This window comes from Microbacterium laevaniformans (assembly GCF_016907555.1).
Lineage (GTDB): Bacteria > Actinomycetota > Actinomycetes > Actinomycetales > Microbacteriaceae > Microbacterium > Microbacterium laevaniformans.
In genome coordinates this window covers 489,834-504,595 of sequence record NZ_JAFBCE010000001.1, presented here as the reverse complement: position 1 = coordinate 504,595, position 14,762 = coordinate 489,834, and the positions used below count along the sequence as shown (strand labels likewise).

The 14,762-nt window shown below is 67.7% G+C and carries 13 protein-coding genes; 7 read left to right on the top strand and 6 right to left on the bottom strand.

Annotated features, from left to right (window positions below; genetic code table 11):
- Nucleotides 1-6 precede the first annotated feature (6 nt).
- The 5 genes from JOE53_RS02280 to JOE53_RS02260 all read right to left on the bottom strand — a co-directional run bounded on the left by JOE53_RS02280 (nt 7) and on the right by JOE53_RS02260 (nt 6,600).
- Entirely contained in the window at nt 7-1,290 is a 1,284-nt protein-coding gene (locus JOE53_RS02280; RefSeq protein WP_204946651.1) for an ABC transporter permease, read from the bottom strand.
- Nucleotides 1,287-2,597: an ABC transporter permease gene (locus JOE53_RS02275; RefSeq protein WP_373876947.1), complete on the bottom strand. Its 1,311-nt coding sequence runs from the start codon at nt 2,595-2,597 to the stop codon at nt 1,287-1,289. The genes JOE53_RS02280 and JOE53_RS02275 overlap by 4 nt, the downstream gene beginning before the upstream one ends.
- Entirely contained in the window at nt 2,594-4,108 is a 1,515-nt protein-coding gene (locus tag JOE53_RS02270) for an ABC transporter ATP-binding protein (protein WP_204946650.1), read from the bottom strand. Before JOE53_RS02270 ends, JOE53_RS02275 begins: the two co-directional genes overlap by 4 nt.
- 89 nt (nt 4,109-4,197) lie before the next feature.
- A complete protein-coding gene (locus JOE53_RS02265) occupies nt 4,198-5,322 on the bottom strand; it encodes a BMP family lipoprotein (protein WP_204946649.1) in 1,125 nt (374 codons plus the stop codon).
- 162 nt (nt 5,323-5,484) lie between these two features.
- Complete coding sequence (locus JOE53_RS02260; RefSeq protein ID WP_121191073.1) at nt 5,485-6,600, bottom strand: mannose-1-phosphate guanylyltransferase; 1,116 nt, start codon at nt 6,598-6,600, stop codon at nt 5,485-5,487.
- A gap of 238 nt (nt 6,601-6,838) precedes the next feature.
- Here JOE53_RS02260 and sdhC point away from each other — a divergent pair, with 238 nt between their 5' ends.
- The 7 genes from sdhC (at nt 6,839) to trpS (ending at nt 13,618) form a co-directional block, all read left to right on the top strand.
- Nucleotides 6,839-7,273 carry a succinate dehydrogenase, cytochrome b556 subunit gene (gene sdhC, locus JOE53_RS02255; RefSeq protein ID WP_204946648.1) on the top strand — a complete coding sequence of 145 codons (435 nt, stop codon included), beginning with the start codon at nt 6,839-6,841 and terminating at the stop codon, nt 7,271-7,273.
- Entirely contained in the window at nt 7,273-7,743 is a 471-nt protein-coding gene (locus tag JOE53_RS02250; RefSeq protein ID WP_005048118.1) for a succinate dehydrogenase hydrophobic membrane anchor subunit, read from the top strand. Before sdhC ends, JOE53_RS02250 begins: the two co-directional genes overlap by 1 nt.
- A gap of 51 nt (nt 7,744-7,794) precedes the next feature.
- Nucleotides 7,795-9,624, top strand: coding sequence for a succinate dehydrogenase flavoprotein subunit (sdhA, locus tag JOE53_RS02245; RefSeq protein ID WP_112932562.1), 1,830 nt, complete (start codon nt 7,795-7,797; stop codon nt 9,622-9,624).
- Nucleotides 9,624-10,397 (top strand): succinate dehydrogenase iron-sulfur subunit, encoded by a 774-nt coding sequence (locus JOE53_RS02240; protein ID WP_005048113.1) that lies wholly within the window; start codon nt 9,624-9,626, stop codon nt 10,395-10,397. The genes sdhA and JOE53_RS02240 overlap by 1 nt, the downstream gene beginning before the upstream one ends.
- A 77-nt stretch (nt 10,398-10,474) precedes the next feature.
- Entirely contained in the window at nt 10,475-11,662 is a 1,188-nt protein-coding gene (locus JOE53_RS02235) for a YihY/virulence factor BrkB family protein (RefSeq protein ID WP_204946647.1), read from the top strand.
- 49 nt (nt 11,663-11,711) lie between these two features.
- The gene (locus tag JOE53_RS02230) at nt 11,712-12,545 is read left to right on the top strand and encodes an exodeoxyribonuclease III (protein WP_036288350.1); all 834 of its coding nucleotides are present in this window, start codon (nt 11,712-11,714) and stop codon (nt 12,543-12,545) included.
- A gap of 68 nt (nt 12,546-12,613) precedes the next feature.
- Nucleotides 12,614-13,618, top strand: a complete 1,005-nt coding sequence (gene trpS, locus JOE53_RS02225; protein WP_005048100.1) for a tryptophan--tRNA ligase — start codon at nt 12,614-12,616, stop codon at nt 13,616-13,618.
- 378 nt (nt 13,619-13,996) lie between these two features.
- Here trpS and JOE53_RS02220 read toward each other — a convergent pair whose 3' ends face one another.
- Nucleotides 13,997-14,638 (bottom strand): endonuclease domain-containing protein, encoded by a 642-nt coding sequence (locus JOE53_RS02220; RefSeq protein ID WP_325168438.1) that lies wholly within the window; start codon nt 14,636-14,638, stop codon nt 13,997-13,999.
- Nucleotides 14,639-14,762: the final 124 nt, after the last annotated feature.

Here is a 14,762-nt window from a genome sequence, read left to right as displayed (position 1 = left end):
AAGAGGTCACTCCTTGATATAGGGCTTGCCGGATGCCGCGGGCCCGCGAATCTGGCCGGCGAAGCCGACGACCGCGAGAATCGTGACGACGTACGGCAGCATGAGCATGAACTCGCTCGGGATCGGCGTCTTCAGCACGGTCAGCAGGTTCTGCAGGTTGGTGGCGAATCCGAACAGCAGCGCGGCGAGCGTCGCCCGCACCGGATCCCAGCGTCCGAAGATCACCGCGGCGAGGGCGATATAGCCGAGCCCCGCCGTCATGTCCTTCGTGAACTGCGGTACTGAGACGAGGGTGAAGTACGCGCCACCCATGCCGGCGATCGCGCCGGCCAGCAGCACGTTCCAGAACCGCGTCGGATTGACCTTGATGCCGACGGTGTCCGCCGCCTGCGGGTGCTCGCCGACCGCCCGCAGACGCAGGCCCCAGCGCGTGCGGTAGAGCCCCCACGTCACGACGATGACGACGACGATCATGAAGTAGACGAGGAAGGTCTGGTTGAACAGGGCCGGACCGATGACGGGGATGTCGCCGAGGATCGGGATCTTGATGAGGTCGAACCGCGCCGGGCTGTTCAGCGTCTGCGTGTTGGGGGCGAGCATGACGCCGTAGAGGAAGCCGGTGAGGCCTGACACGAAGACGTTCAGCACAACGCCGACGATCACCTGGTCGACGATGTACTTGATCGAGAACGCGGCCAGGGCGAAGGCGACGACGACACCGCCGAGCATCGCACCGACGAGCCCGACGAACGGGTTCTGCGTGATGCTGGAAAGGACGGTCGCCGTGAACGCGCCGAGCAGGAACTGCCCTTCGATCGCGACGTTGACCACGCCGACCCGTTCACCGATGACACCGCCGAGGGCGCCGAAGACCAACGGCACCGCGAGCGAGATCGAGCCGCCGAGCAGCCCGACCAGAGTGATGGCGCCGGACGCGCCGGCACCGGCCCACGTCAGGAACGCGACCATGGCGAGCACAGCGTAGACGATCGGCAGCCAGAGCCCGACCGGACGATACCGGCGGGCGGCGACGAAGGAGACGACGGCGAGCGCCGTCGCGATCGCCCACGACGCCCACACGACGGGCAGCGCCGGAACGCTCACGTCGCCCAGAGCGATCGCCGCCCCGGCTTCGGCGAGTCGATACGTGGTGACGCCGTCGCGGGGAGCGAGAAGGAACAGGATGCCCAGGAGTCCGGCGAGCACCAGGAGGGTGACCGGCACCTTCATCGCGCGCACCTTGACGACGGTCGGCTCTCCGATCTCGGGAGCGATCACCGGCGCGGTCATGCTGCCACCGCCTTCTGGTCGTTGCCGGCATCCGATCCGTTGCCGCGGGCGCGGCGCCGCGCGAGGCGGGCACGCGAACGCGGTGAGCGCTCGGCGTCGGTCTTGGGAAGGAAGAAGATCGTGCGGATCAGAGGCGGTGCGGCGATGAACAGCACGATCAGCGACTGGACGACGAGAACGATGTCGACCGGGATCTGCTGCAGCGCCTGCATCGGGAACGAGCCCGCCTTGAGCGCGCCGAACAGGATGCCGGCCCAGAACGTGCCCCACGCACGGCTGCGTCCGAGGAGGGCGACGGTGATGGCGTTGAAGCCGATACCGGCGTCGATACCGCCGTCGAAGCCGCTCGTGACCGTGCCCTGGATCTGGCACATGCCCGCGATACCGGCCAGGCCGCCGGCGAACAGCATCGCATAGATGTAGACGCGGGGAACGCTGATGCCCGCGGCGCGGGCCGCGTGCGGGTTCTCGCCGACGGCGCGCATGCGGAAGCCGAGGCTGGAGCGCTCAACGAGCCACCACACGAACAGCGTCGCGACGATGACGATCACGAAGCCCCAGTTGAGCTGGTTGAACTGTTCGCCGAACAGGAGCGGGAAGCGCGCGCTCTCCGGCGTGGGCCGGCTGATCGGCTGGATGTTATCGGGCTTCTGGAGCAGCTCGGGAACACGCACCATCCACGACACCAGGTAGAAGGCGATGTAGTTGAGCATGATCGTGAGGATCACCTCGTGCGCGCCGGTGCGCGCTTTGAGCAGACCCACGAGTCCGCCCCACAGCGCGCCGCCGATGATGCCGACCACGAGCGTCAGCGGCACCTGGATGATCGCGGGCAGATCCAGCTGGAAGGTCACCAGCGCCGCGGCGGCGCACGCGATGAGCATCTGACCGCGGGCACCGATGTTGAACAGTCCCACCCGGAAGGCGACGGCGATGCCCAGAGCCGCCGCGATGAGCGGTGTCGCAAAGCCGAGGGTGTTCGCGAGCGGGCGGATCGCGCTCAGGAAGTCGGGTGCGTTCGGGTTGATGACCGAGCCGGTGAACAGCGCGGCGTAGGCACCGGCGACGGCGGTCCAGGCGGCCGAGAGCGTGTCACCGGGGCGCGCGAAGAAGTATCCGGATGCCGCCTGCACCTCCGGGTTGGTCACGGCGATGAGCACACCGCCGACGATCAGTGCCAGCACGACGGCCAGGATCGTGGTCACGACATTGCCGCGCAGGATCTCGGTCATGACACGGTTCGCCGTCGGCGGAGGGGGTACCGCCGCGCCGGGTGCCAGGGGTGCGGGGTCGGTCGTGGTGCTCACGCGGCATCCTCCGTCGGGTTCTCGCCGGCCATCATCAGGCCGAGGACATCACGCGGCGTATCCGCCGGCACGATGCCCACGATGCGCCCGCGGTACATCACGAGGATGCGGTCGGCGAGCGCGACGACCTCATCGAGCTCGGTGGAGACGACCACGACGGGAATGCCCGCGTCGCGCGTTTCGACGATGCGCTTGTGGATGAACTCGATCGAGCCCACGTCCACACCGCGCGTCGGCTGGGAGGCGAGGAAGAGCTTGAGGCTGCGACTGAGCTCGCGCGCGATGACGACCTTCTGCTGGTTGCCGCCGGAGAGCGAACCCGCCGCCTGGCCGGGGCCTTGCGTGCGGATGTCGAACTCGGTGATCCGCTCCTTGGCGAAGTCGTCGAGGATGCCGCGCCGAATGGTCCCCCAGCGGGAGAAACCGGGGTCGTCGGACCGGTCGAGGATGAGGTTTTCCGCGACCGAGAACGCTCCGACGAGGCCGTCCTCACCGCGGTCCTCGGGGACGAAGCCGACACCGCTGGCGAGCACCTGGTTGACGCTGCGGCCGAGGAGTTCGGCGCCGTCGAGTCTGATCGATCCGGTCGTGTGCGAGCTCAGACCCATGATCGCCTCCGCGAGCTCGGTCTGGCCGTTGCCCTGCACACCGGCGACGGCGAGAACCTCGCCGGGACGCACGTCGAAGCTGATGTCGTCGACGAGGACGACGCCGTCGGCGCCGATGACGCGAAGGTTCCTGACCTCGAGGCCGCCCGTGCCGATGTGCGGGGGGTTCTTGTGCACGGTCAGCTCGACCGGGCGACCGACCATCATCGAGGCGAGCTCGGTGTTGGATGCGGTGGGCTCGGCCTCGCCGACCACCTTTCCGAGACGGATGACGGTGATGCGATCGGCGACCGCGCGCACCTCGCGCAGCTTGTGCGTGATGAACACGATCGCCGTGCCCTCGTCGCGCAGCTGCTTCATGATGGACATCAGCTCGTCGGTCTCTTGCGGGGTGAGCACCGCGGTGGGCTCGTCGAAGACCAGGACTTTGGCGTCGCGCGAGAGCGCCTTGATGATCTCCACCCGCTGCTGCACACCGACGGGAAGATCGCCGACGAGGGCGTCGGGGTCGACATCGAACCCGAAACGCGCCGCGACCGCGCGCACATGTGCGCGAGCGGCGGCGAGGTCGAGCGAGCCCAGGGCGCCGGTCTGCTCGTGGCCGAGCATGACGTTCTCGGCCACCGTGAAGACCGGGATGAGCATGAAGTGCTGGTGCACCATGCCGATACCGGCGGCCATCGCGTCTCCGGGGCCGCGGAAATCCTGGACGACGTCGTCGAGCAGGATCTGACCTTCATCGGCCCGGTAGAGGCCGTAGAGGACGTTCATCAGGGTGGACTTTCCGGCACCGTTCTCACCCAGCAGGGCATGGATCTGCCCCGGCTCGACGACGATGTCGATGTGGTCGTTGGCGACGAGCGATCCGAACCGCTTCGTGATGCCACGCAACTCAAGCTTCATACGTGTGACCCTATCCAGAGAGGCCGGGCACGAGAAGAGAGCGGGGCGCTTCGCCGCCCGGCGAAACGCCCCGCTCTCGTGCTCGTGGATTACTTGGGCGAGCTGGGCGAGGTGACCTTGATCTCGCCGCTGACGATCTTCGCCTGCAGCGCCCTCAGCTCGTCCTGCAGACCGGCCGGCAGCTTGCTCTCGTAGTCGTGGAACGACGAGAGGCCGACGCCGTCGTTCTCCAGCGTGCCGACGTACGGCGTGCCGTCGAACTTGCCCTGAGCGGCCTGCGTCACGGCGGTGTACACCGCGGTGTCGATGCGCTTCATGACGGAGACGAGGATCTGGTCGGCGACCGAGGGGTCGGCCACGGCGAGGTCGGAGTCGACACCGAGCATGACGGTGTTCTTGCCGCTGTCCTTGATGGCGGCACTGGCCGACAGGTAGATCGGACCGCCGACGGGCAGGATCACGTCGACGCCCTGGTCGAGGATGCCCTGCGCGGTCTGCTTGGCCGTGTCGTTGGCCTTGAAGTCACCCGTGAACGAGCCCTTCTGCGAAGCCGCGTCCCAGCCGAACGACTGGACGTTCGCGCCCTTGTCGGCGTCGTACTTCTTGACGCCCTCGACGAAGCCGTCCATGAAGATGGTCACCGGCGGGATCTGCATGCCGCCGAAGGTGCCGACCTTGTTCACGCCCGACGCCTGCGACCACGCAGCGGCGGCGTAGCCGCCGAGGTACGCGGCCTGAGCCGTGTCGAAGAGGAGAGGCTTGATGTTCGGCTCGTCCGTCTTGCCGTCCTGGTTGCCGTCGGCGGAGTCGTCGATGATGGCGAAGTTGACGTTCGGGTTGGCCTTGGCCGCGTCGATCGTCGCCGCGGAGAGCTTGAAGCCGACCGACACGATGAACGTGCAGCCGCCCGAGAGCAGGGCGTCCATGTTCGGCTTGTAGTCGTTGTCGGACTTCGACTCCACCTCGAGGGGCTTCACGCCCAGCTCTGCGGCAGCCTTGTCCATCCCGTTTTTGGCCGACTCGTTGAACGACTTGTCGTTGAAGCCGCCGTTGTCCGAGACGAGGCAGGGCTTGAAGCCGTCCACGACGGTGCCGCCGGCGGCGGCCGAGCCGGATCCTGCGGGGGTCGGGGCCGAGCCGCAACCGGCGAGGGCGATGATGAGCCCCGCGGCAGCTGTGATGCCGGCGAGCTTCTTGGTGGTCGAGATGGTCAATGCAGCCTCCACATTGATAGACCCGCGGATTTCGCGGGCGCACGGATCGAAGTTACCTACTGTGACGTGGGATTTGCACGCTGCACACCCGGGTGCGGGCGAAAGGTTACAAAGACGCAATCAAGCCGACACGAACGCGGCATCCTGCCCGATGGCTCGTGATCAGAGCACGTCGCCGCGGCCGGTGAGCTTCAGCGCGTCGACGACGCCCTTCACGCGCTGGGCGTGCTCGCTCGTGGTCACCAGGAGCGCGTCGGCGGTGTCCACGACGACGATGTCCTTGACCCCGATCAGGCTGATCACCCGGTTGGTGTGGCTGACGACGATGCCGCTCGCGGCATCGGAGAGGATGCGCGCGTTCTCGCCCAGGATCGCGAGATCGTTCTTGCGCCCTCCGCTGTTCAACTTGGCGAGGCTGGCGAAGTCACCCACGTCGTCCCAGTCGAAGTGACCCGGCACGACGGCCAGGCGCCCCTTCTCGGCGGCGGGTTCGGCAACGACGTAGTCGATCGCGATCTTCGGCAGCTTGGGCCAGATACGGTCGACCGCGGGACCACGGCGATCGCGGTCGTCCCACGCCTCGGCGAGCTCGAGAAGCCCCGCGTGCAGCTCGGGGTTGTTCGCCTCGATCTCAGCCAGGAGCACATCGGCGCGCGAGATGAACATGCCCGCGTTCCAGAGGTAGTCGCGATCGGCGAGGTACTGCTTCGCCGTCTCGAGGTCGGGTTTCTCGACGAAGCGCTCGACGAGCGACGCGTCGCGCGCGCCGTCGACGATGAGCTCGCCGCCGCGCTTGATGTAGCCGAACCCGACGGCAGGCTCGGACGGCGAGATTCCGACGGTGCAGATATAGCCCTCGCGCGCGACCTCCACCGCATCACGGACGGCGAACTCGAACACCCGCGTGCCGCGGATCACGTGGTCGGCCGCGAACGATCCGATGATGACGTCCGGCTCGCGTCGGTGCAGGATCGCGGCCGCCAGGCCGATCGCGGCGGCCGAGTCGCGCGGCTCGGACTCGAGGAACACGTTGCGGTCAGGGATGCCGGGAAGCTGCTCCTCCACCGCGGCACGGTGAGCGCGCCCCGTGACGACGGCGATGCGGTCGGCGCCCGACAAGGGCGCGAGACGGTCCCAGGTGTCGCGCAGGAGGGAGTGTCCGGATCCGGTCAGGTCGTGGAGGAACTTGGGGGCGTCGGCGCGCGACAGCGGCCAGAGGCGGCTGCCGACACCGCCGGCGGGAATCACGGCGTAGAAGTCGTCGATCGGATCGGCCATTCCGCCAGGGTACCGGGCCGCACGTGACGGACCGATTTCGTGAAGAAGGCCGTTTCGCTCCGGATCTCTCGATATCGAGAGAACTTAGGCTCGCCTTCGTCGCCCTGCTCTCGAACGCCGACTTAGGATAAGACTGCGCCCGTGTGCGACGCCGAGGGTCCAGTGCCGTTGTGAACCCCGGGGCCGATGTCAGCCCCCGCCGTGCCGAGGTGTCCGTTCACACCAAGGGAGGACGACCGTGTCTGCACCAGCACGCGTCACACCGTCGGTAGCTCAGACCACGTCCAAGACGCCGCGCGGAACGCTCTACCGCGGCAACGAGGGCATGTGGTCGTGGGTGCTGCACCGCATCACCGGCGTCGCCATCTTCTTCTTCCTGCTCGTGCACGTGCTCGACACGGCGCTGATCCGCCTCTCCCCCGAGGCGTACGACGCGGTCATCGGCACGTACAAGAACCCGATCATGGGCTTCGGCGAGGTCGCCCTCGTCGCGGCGATCGTCTACCACGCCTTCAACGGCCTGCGCATCATCGCGGTCGACCTGTGGCCGTGGGCGACCCGCCACCAGCGCCAGCTGTGGTGGGGCGTGCTGGGCCTGTGGGTCGTGACCGTGGGCGGATTCGCCGCGCGCCACGTCCCCATCGTGCTGTCGAACATCGGAGGCGGTCACTGATGTCCACCCTCACCCCGAGCAACGATCAGACCATCCCCGCACCGCGCTCCCCGCAGGTGCGCAAGAAGGGGGCCAACCTCGAGAAGATCGGCTGGATCTACATGCGCGCCTCCGGCGTGCTGTTGGTCGTGCTGATCTTCGGGCACCTCTTCGTGAACCTGATGCTCGGCGAGGGCATCCACGGCATCGACTTCGCCTTCGTCGCCGGCAAGTTCGCGAGCCCGTTCTGGCAGGTCTGGGACGTGCTGATGCTCTGGCTCGCCCTCATCCACGGCGCGAACGGCATGCGCACGATCGTCAACGACTACGTCGTCGGCGCGACCACCCGCAAGGTGCTGGTGTGGGCGCTGTGGATCGCCGCGGGCTTCCTGATTGTGCTCGGCACCCTCGTCGTCTTCACCTTCGACCCGTGCCTGGGCGTGGAGAACTCGACGACGGACTGGCTCATCCAGATGTGCGCCGCGCGCTGAGCGCGCGCACCACGACGCTCACGACGACGCAGAAGACAAGGCATTCCTGACGTGACTACCCAGCAGCATCCCGAGGCCGTACTCAAGGACGGCGTCTACTACCACGAGTTCGACATCGTCATCGTGGGCGCCGGCGGCGCCGGCATGCGCGCCGCGATCGAGGCGGGTCCGGGCGCCCGCACCGCCGTGATCACCAAGCTCTACCCGACCCGGTCGCACACCGGTGCGGCGCAGGGCGGCATGGCGGCGGCGCTCGCCAACGTCGAAGAGGACTCCTGGGAGTGGCACACCTTCGACACCGTCAAGGGCGGCGACTACCTCGTCGACCAGGATGCCGCGGAGATCCTCGCCCGCGAGGCCATCGACGCCGTCATCGACCTCGAGAACATGGGTCTGCCCTTCAACCGCACCCCCGAGGGCAAGATCGACCAGCGCCGCTTCGGCGGCCACACCGCCGACCACGGCAAGACCCCCGTGCGCCGTGCATGCTACGCGGCCGACCGCACCGGTCACATGATCCTTCAGACGCTGTTCCAGAACTGCGTGAAGCTGGGGATCAACTTCTTCAACGAGTATTACGCGCTCGATCTCATCACGGTGAAGGATGCCGACGGCAACACCCAGGTCGCGGGCGTCGTGGCCTACGAGCTGGCCACCGGCGACCTCCACGTCTTCCACTCCAAGGCCGTCATCTTCGCCACCGGCGGCTTCGGCAAGATCTACAAGACCACCTCGAACGCCCACACCCTCACCGGCGACGGCGTCGGCATCGTGTGGCGCAAGGGCCTGCCGCTGGAGGACATCGAGTTCTTCCAGTTCCACCCGACAGGGCTTGCCGGTCTCGGCATCCTGCTCACCGAGGGCGCCCGCGGCGAGGGCGCGATCCTGCGCAACGCCTCCGGCGAGCGGTTCATGGAGCGCTACGCACCGACCATCAAGGACCTCGCCCCGCGTGACATCGTCGCGCGCTGCATGGTCAAGGAGGTCCTCGAGGGCCGCGGCGCCGGACCCCACAAGGACTACGTGTACCTGGACTGCACCCACCTCGGTGCAGAGGTGCTGGAGACCAAGCTCCCCGACATCACCGAGTTCGCCCGCACCTACCTGGGCGTCGACCCGGTCACCGAGCCGGTGCCGGTCATGCCGACCGCCCACTACGCGATGGGCGGCATCCCGACCAACAACAACGGTGAGGTGCTGCAGAACAACGACACCGTCGTGCCCGGCCTGTACGCCGCCGGTGAGTGCGCGTGCGTCTCCGTGCACGGTGCGAACCGCCTCGGCACCAACTCGCTGCTGGACATCAACGTCTTCGGAAAGCGCAGCGGTCGCAACGCCGTCCAGTACGTGCAGACCGCTGATTTCGTGCCGCTGCCCGAGGACCCCGCCAAGGAGGTCCGCGAGATGCTCGAGGGTCTGCGAAGCAACACCGGCACCGAGCGCGTCGCGGTGCTCCGCAAGACGCTGCAGGAGGAGATGGACGCCAACGCCCAGGTCTTCCGCACCGAGGAGACCCTGACCAACGTCATGGGCACCATCCACGACCTGCGCCAGCGCTTCAAGAACGTGCACATCGACGACAAGGGCAAGCGCTTCAACACCGATCTGCTCGAGGCCGTCGAGCTCGGCTTCCTTCTCGACCTTGCCGAGATCGTCGCGTACGCCGCCCGCAACCGTCGCGAGAGCCGCGGCGGACACATGCGCGAGGACTACCCCGACCGCAACGACGAGCAGTACATGCAGCACACGATGGCCTACCTCACCGGCGACCCGCACTCGCCCGACCCCGAGGATCACATCAAGCTGGACTGGAAGCCCGTCGTGTTCACCAAGAACGACAAGGGCGAATTCAACTACCCACCGATGGAGAGGAAGTACTGATGTCGACCGCCATCGTCGAGCAGGACGTCGTCGCCGAGACGACCGGTGAGGCCCCGATCCAGTCGTACCTCGTCACCTTCATCATCCGCCGTTTCGACCCGGAGACCGACAGCGAGCCGCGCTGGGTGGACTACGACGTCGAGATGTACCCCACCGATCGCGTGCTGGACGCCCTGCACAAGATCAAGTGGGAGGTCGACGGCTCCCTGACCTTCCGTCGGTCGTGCGCCCACGGCATCTGCGGCTCCGACGCGATGCGCATCAACGGCCGCAACCGCCTGGCCTGCAAGACGCTGATCAAGGACCTCGACATCTCGAAGCCGATCTACGTCGAGGCGATCAAGGGTCTGCCGCTGGAGAAGGACCTCGTCGTCGACATGGAGCCGTTCTTCGCGTCGTACCGCGAGGTGCAGCCGTTCCTCATCGCCAACAGCAAGCCCGAGGCCGGCAAGGAGCGCATCCAGTCGATCGTCGACCGCGAGATCTTCGACGACACCACCAAGTGCATCCTGTGCGCCGCGTGCACCTCGTCGTGCCCGGTGTTCTGGACCGACGGCCAGTACTTCGGCCCCGCCGCGATCGTCAACGCGCACCGGTTCATCTTCGACTCGCGCGATGACGCGGCGACCACGCGCCTGGACATCCTCAACGACAAGGAAGGCGTGTGGCGCTGCCGCACGACCTTCAACTGCACCGAGGCATGCCCCCGCGGCATCGAGGTCACCAAGGCGATCGCCGAGGTCAAGCAGGCCGTCATGCGCGGCGGTCGCTGAGTCCGCCGGCCACCGACCAGCAGAGCGGATGCCGGGACCGTAACGGCCCCGGCATCCGCTCTCGCTACGCTGATCGGGTGACGGATTCGTCGGAACGCGCGGATGCCGCGTGGCGTGCGCGCTGGGAGCAGTCGCCCCTGCGGGAGCGCCTGGACGAGCCGATCGAGCGCGCGACGGAGATCACGCGCAAGACGCTCGGGTGGTTCCCGATCCGCGTTTGGCGTCATTTCCTGCGCGCCAACGGGTTCCTGCTCGCCGCGGCCATCAGCTACCAGTCCCTGTTCGCGATCTTCGCCGTGATCTACTTCGGCTTCGCGATCGTGGGCATCTGGCTCGGGGGCAGCACTCAGGCCATCGCCGGACTCATCCATATCCTCAACCTCTACATCCCGGGCCTCATCGGGCGCGAGGATGGCCAGGGGCTGGTGAGCGAAGCCGACGTCGCCCAGATCGCGCAGGAGTCGGCGAGTGTGCTCGCTGTCACGGGTGCCGTGGCGTTCATCGCCGCGCTGTGGACGGCGATCGGCTTCGTCACGTTCACCCGGCGCGCCGTGCGCGACATCTTCGGGTTGCCGTTCGACACCCGCAGCTACGTGCTGTTGAAGGCCAGGGACTTCTTCGCGGCCGCCCTGTTCGGACTGGCGCTGGTGATCGGCGCGATCCTCGCCAGCGTCGCTGCGGGTGCGGTCGAGCTGCTGTTCCAGCTGTTCCCGTGGCCCGGCTACTCGAACTGGGTGTGGGTGACGGGCCGCATCGCCTCGGGGGCGGTCGCCTTCGCGATCAACACCGCTGCCATCGGGGCGCTGATCCGCTTCCTCACCGGAACCTCGTTACGGTGGGGGCTGATCCTCCCCGGCGCCGCACTCGGCGGCGCCGCGATGGTGGTCCTCCAGTACGGGGCTGGAATCCTCCTCTCCTACTCCCCCTCCAACCCGCTGCTGGCGACGTTCTCGGTCTTCGTCGGATTCCTGCTTTGGTTCCGTTTGGTCGGCATCGTCATCCTCGTCGCCGCATCATGGGTCGCCCTCACGGCGCAGGACGCGGACGTGCCCATCGAGCAGTTGTCGGCGGACGAGCAGCGGCGTCGCGAGCACGCCGCATTGCTGATCGCCGCGCGGGTGCGCGTGCGCGCCGCCCATCTCGCGCGCGCCGAAGCACCCTGGTGGCGGCGTTGGCACGAGACGCGTGAGCTCCGGCGCGCCGAAGACGACCTCGCGCGGGTCGAGGCCGACGCTCCCCCGCCCCCGCGCGGCCTCCTCGGCTGAGGGCCGCGGACCCGCGTCGCGTGTCGGCGGCGCTCGTTAGGGTTGACGCGTGCCCCGAAACCTGCGCGTCGCCTCCGTCAACGTCAACGGCATCCGTGCCGCCGCCCGCAAGGGCATGCTCCCGTGGCTCGAGACGGCCGACGTCGACGTCCTGACTCTGCAGGAGGTGCGCGGAGAGGCGACGCACCTCGCCGACGCTCTGCCCGGATGGCACATCGTCAACGACGAAGCGCTGGCGAAGGGTCGCGCCGGTGTCGCGATCGCGGCTCGCGAGCCGATCGACATCTGGCGCATCGAACTCGGCGACGACACCCTCGATTCCCGCGGACGTTGGGTCGAAGCCGACATCGACGTCGCCGGCGAGAAGGTGACGATCGTCAGCGCGTACGTCCACACGGGCGAAGCCGACACCGAGAAGCAGGTGGCCAAGTACGCGTTCCTCGACGCGATGGAATCCCGGATGCCGAAGCTCGGCGAGTTGGCCCTCATCACGGGCGACCTCAACGTGGGTCACCGCGAGCTCGACATCCGCAATTGGCGGGGCAACGTCAAGAAGGCGGGCTTCCTGCCCCGCGAGCGCGCGTACTTCGACCGCTTCACGGGCCCCGAAGGCGAACAGGTCGTCGGCACGGACGGCACCACCGGCACGGGGCTCGGCTGGGTCGACGTGGGACGCCGGTGGGCGGGCGAGGTCGACGGCCCCTACTCGTGGTGGTCGAACCGCGGCAAGGCGTTCGACACCGATACGGGCTGGCGCATCGACTACCACCTCGCCTCGTTTGCACTCGCGGAACGCGTGGTCGACTATCGCGTCGTGCGTGCGCCCTCCTGGGACACGCGGTGGAGCGATCACGCTCCCGTGGTCGCCGACTACGCGTTCTGAACTGTCCGGCGGAGCTGTCGGCCCCGGCGGGCGGCGGGACCCCGGCATCCGTTCTCTAGACTGGGACGATGACCAGGCCCCGCCTCTACTCCGGAATGCAGCCCTCCGCCGACTCCCTCCAGATCGGCAACTACATCGGGGCCCTGCTGCAGTGGCGTGACCTGCAGGAGGAGTACCAGGCGTTCTTCTCCGTCGTCGATCTGCACGCTCTGACCCAGCCGAACGATCCGGCGGAGCTGCGGGAGAAGACCCGGCGCACGGCGGCGCAGTACATCGCCGCCGGCATCGAACCGTCGAAGTCGACGCTGTACGTGCAATCGCACGTGCGCGCCCACGCCGAGCTCGCCTGGGTGCTCTCGACCATCACCGGATTCGGTGAGGCGAACCGCATGACGCAGTTCAAGGACAAGTCCGCGCGGTACGGCGCCGACCAGACGAACGTCGGTCTGTTCACGTACCCGGTGCTGATGGCCGCTGACATCCTGCTCTATCAGACCGACATCGTCCCGGTCGGCGACGATCAGAAGCAGCACGTCGAACTCACCCGCGACCTCGCAGAGCGCTTCAACTCCCGCTACGGCCAGACCTTCCGCATGCCGATGCCGGTGATCCAGCAGGACACCGCGCGCATCTACGACCTGCAGAACCCCACCGCCAAGATGAGCAAGTCGGCCGAGTCGGATGCCGGTGTGCTGTGGATGCTGGATGACCCGGCCGTGTCGGCGAAGAAGATCATGCGTGCCGTCACCGACAGCGAGGGCGTGGTCCGCTACGACAAGGAGAACAAGCCCGGCGTCTCCAACCTGCTGGTGATCTATGCGGCCCTCACCGGACGCCAGATCCCCTCGATCGAGGACGAGTACGCGGGCCGCGGCTACGGTGACTTCAAGAAGGGGCTCGCAGAGGTGGTCGTGAACGAGTTCGGGCCCGTCCGCGCGCGGGCACTCGAGCTGCTCGATGATCCCGCCGAGCTCGACCGCGTGCTCGCCGCCAACGCCGACCGAGCCGCCGAGGTCGCGGATGCGACCCTCGCCGACGTGTACGCGAAGGTCGGACTCCTCCGCCGCGGCTGACAACCGTCGCGGGTTGCGGTTGCCGCGAGGCTTGCCCACGGTCCCGTACTCAGTCTGCATGGTGGTCGAGCTTTCCGAGACTGCGATGTTCCGCGCACGTCACGCTCGCAACAATCGTCGCAGACTGAATATGGCGACCCGGGCTGCACCGTCCACGCCGCGATCCCGTCCAGCCCGCATCTCACTACGCTCCTGCGCGTCCGACGCCGCCGGTGTGCCGTATTCAGTCTCTGATGCATCCGCCGGGCGTTGCACCCGGCGGATGTCTGCGAGGTGCGAGAGTGCGACGAGGCGGCAGACTGAATACCGACCGCGCGGCGAGACCGCCCCGCGCACCCGAACGGTCGGAGCGGCTGGGGCGCCGCGCGGTGGAAGAGGTCAGCCGCGACGATTGGCGAAGATCAGACCGCGCAGCGCACTGGCGACGTCCTCGAACCGGTACAGGATGTCCTCCGCCGTCAGCCTGAGCACGGTGAATCCGAGCGCCGCGAGCGCGCGGTCGCGTTGGTAGTCGACACGCCGCTGATTCCAGTCGCTGTGGAACTGCTTGCTGTCGCACTCGATGATCAGCCATCCGTTCACCAGCAGATCCACACGACCGACGCCGTCGATGCTGACCTGCAGATCGACGTCACAGCCCCACCGGCGAAGCAGGAGCCGCACGAGTGTCTCCGTTCCCGCTTCCGCACGGCTGTCGATGAAGGGCCGGATAGCCCTGAAACGCGCCGGGACCGCGCCGAAGACCTGGTCGAGCTGATCGACCGCGACTGTGCCGAGGTGGATGGCACTATCCAAAGTCGCCACCGCGAACCGCGCCTCCTGACAGCGGATCGCGTGCGACAGAGCATCCACGATGTCGACCGCACCCGATGTCGGCGGTTCGGTCAAGGCGTGCCAGTGCAGGACCAGGTCGCGGCGCTGCGCCGCCGGGCCCAAGGCACCGCCCCCGACGACCGGACGCATACGGCTGTCGCCGCGCTCCATATGGACGTGAAGTCTGGTCGAGTCGGCAACGAACACGCCACACTCGGACAAGAGCGAGAGACAGCCCAGCCGGCCCCCGACGTGCGCGGCTTTGCGCAGAGCCTCCGGCGCGTCTCCGCGAACGTAGTGTCCCTTCCTTGCGCGGACGAGCTGACCGCTC

Excerpts from the sequence above, each read along its gene's own strand:
- JOE53_RS02280 (WP_204946651.1), bottom strand. The coding sequence starts at position 1,290 with ATGACCGCGCCGGTGATCGCTCCCGAGATCGGAGAGCCGACCGTCGTC.
- JOE53_RS02270 (WP_204946650.1), bottom strand. The coding sequence starts at position 4,108 with ATGAAGCTTGAGTTGCGTGGCATCACGAAGCGGTTCGGATCGCTCGTC.
- JOE53_RS02260 (WP_121191073.1), bottom strand. The coding sequence starts at position 6,600 with ATGGCCGATCCGATCGACGACTTCTACGCCGTGATTCCCGCCGGCGGT.
- JOE53_RS02250 (WP_005048118.1), top strand. The coding sequence starts at position 7,273 with ATGTCCACCCTCACCCCGAGCAACGATCAGACCATCCCCGCACCGCGC.
- JOE53_RS02240 (WP_005048113.1), top strand. The coding sequence starts at position 9,624 with ATGTCGACCGCCATCGTCGAGCAGGACGTCGTCGCCGAGACGACCGGT.
- trpS (WP_005048100.1), top strand. The coding sequence starts at position 12,614 with ATGACCAGGCCCCGCCTCTACTCCGGAATGCAGCCCTCCGCCGACTCC.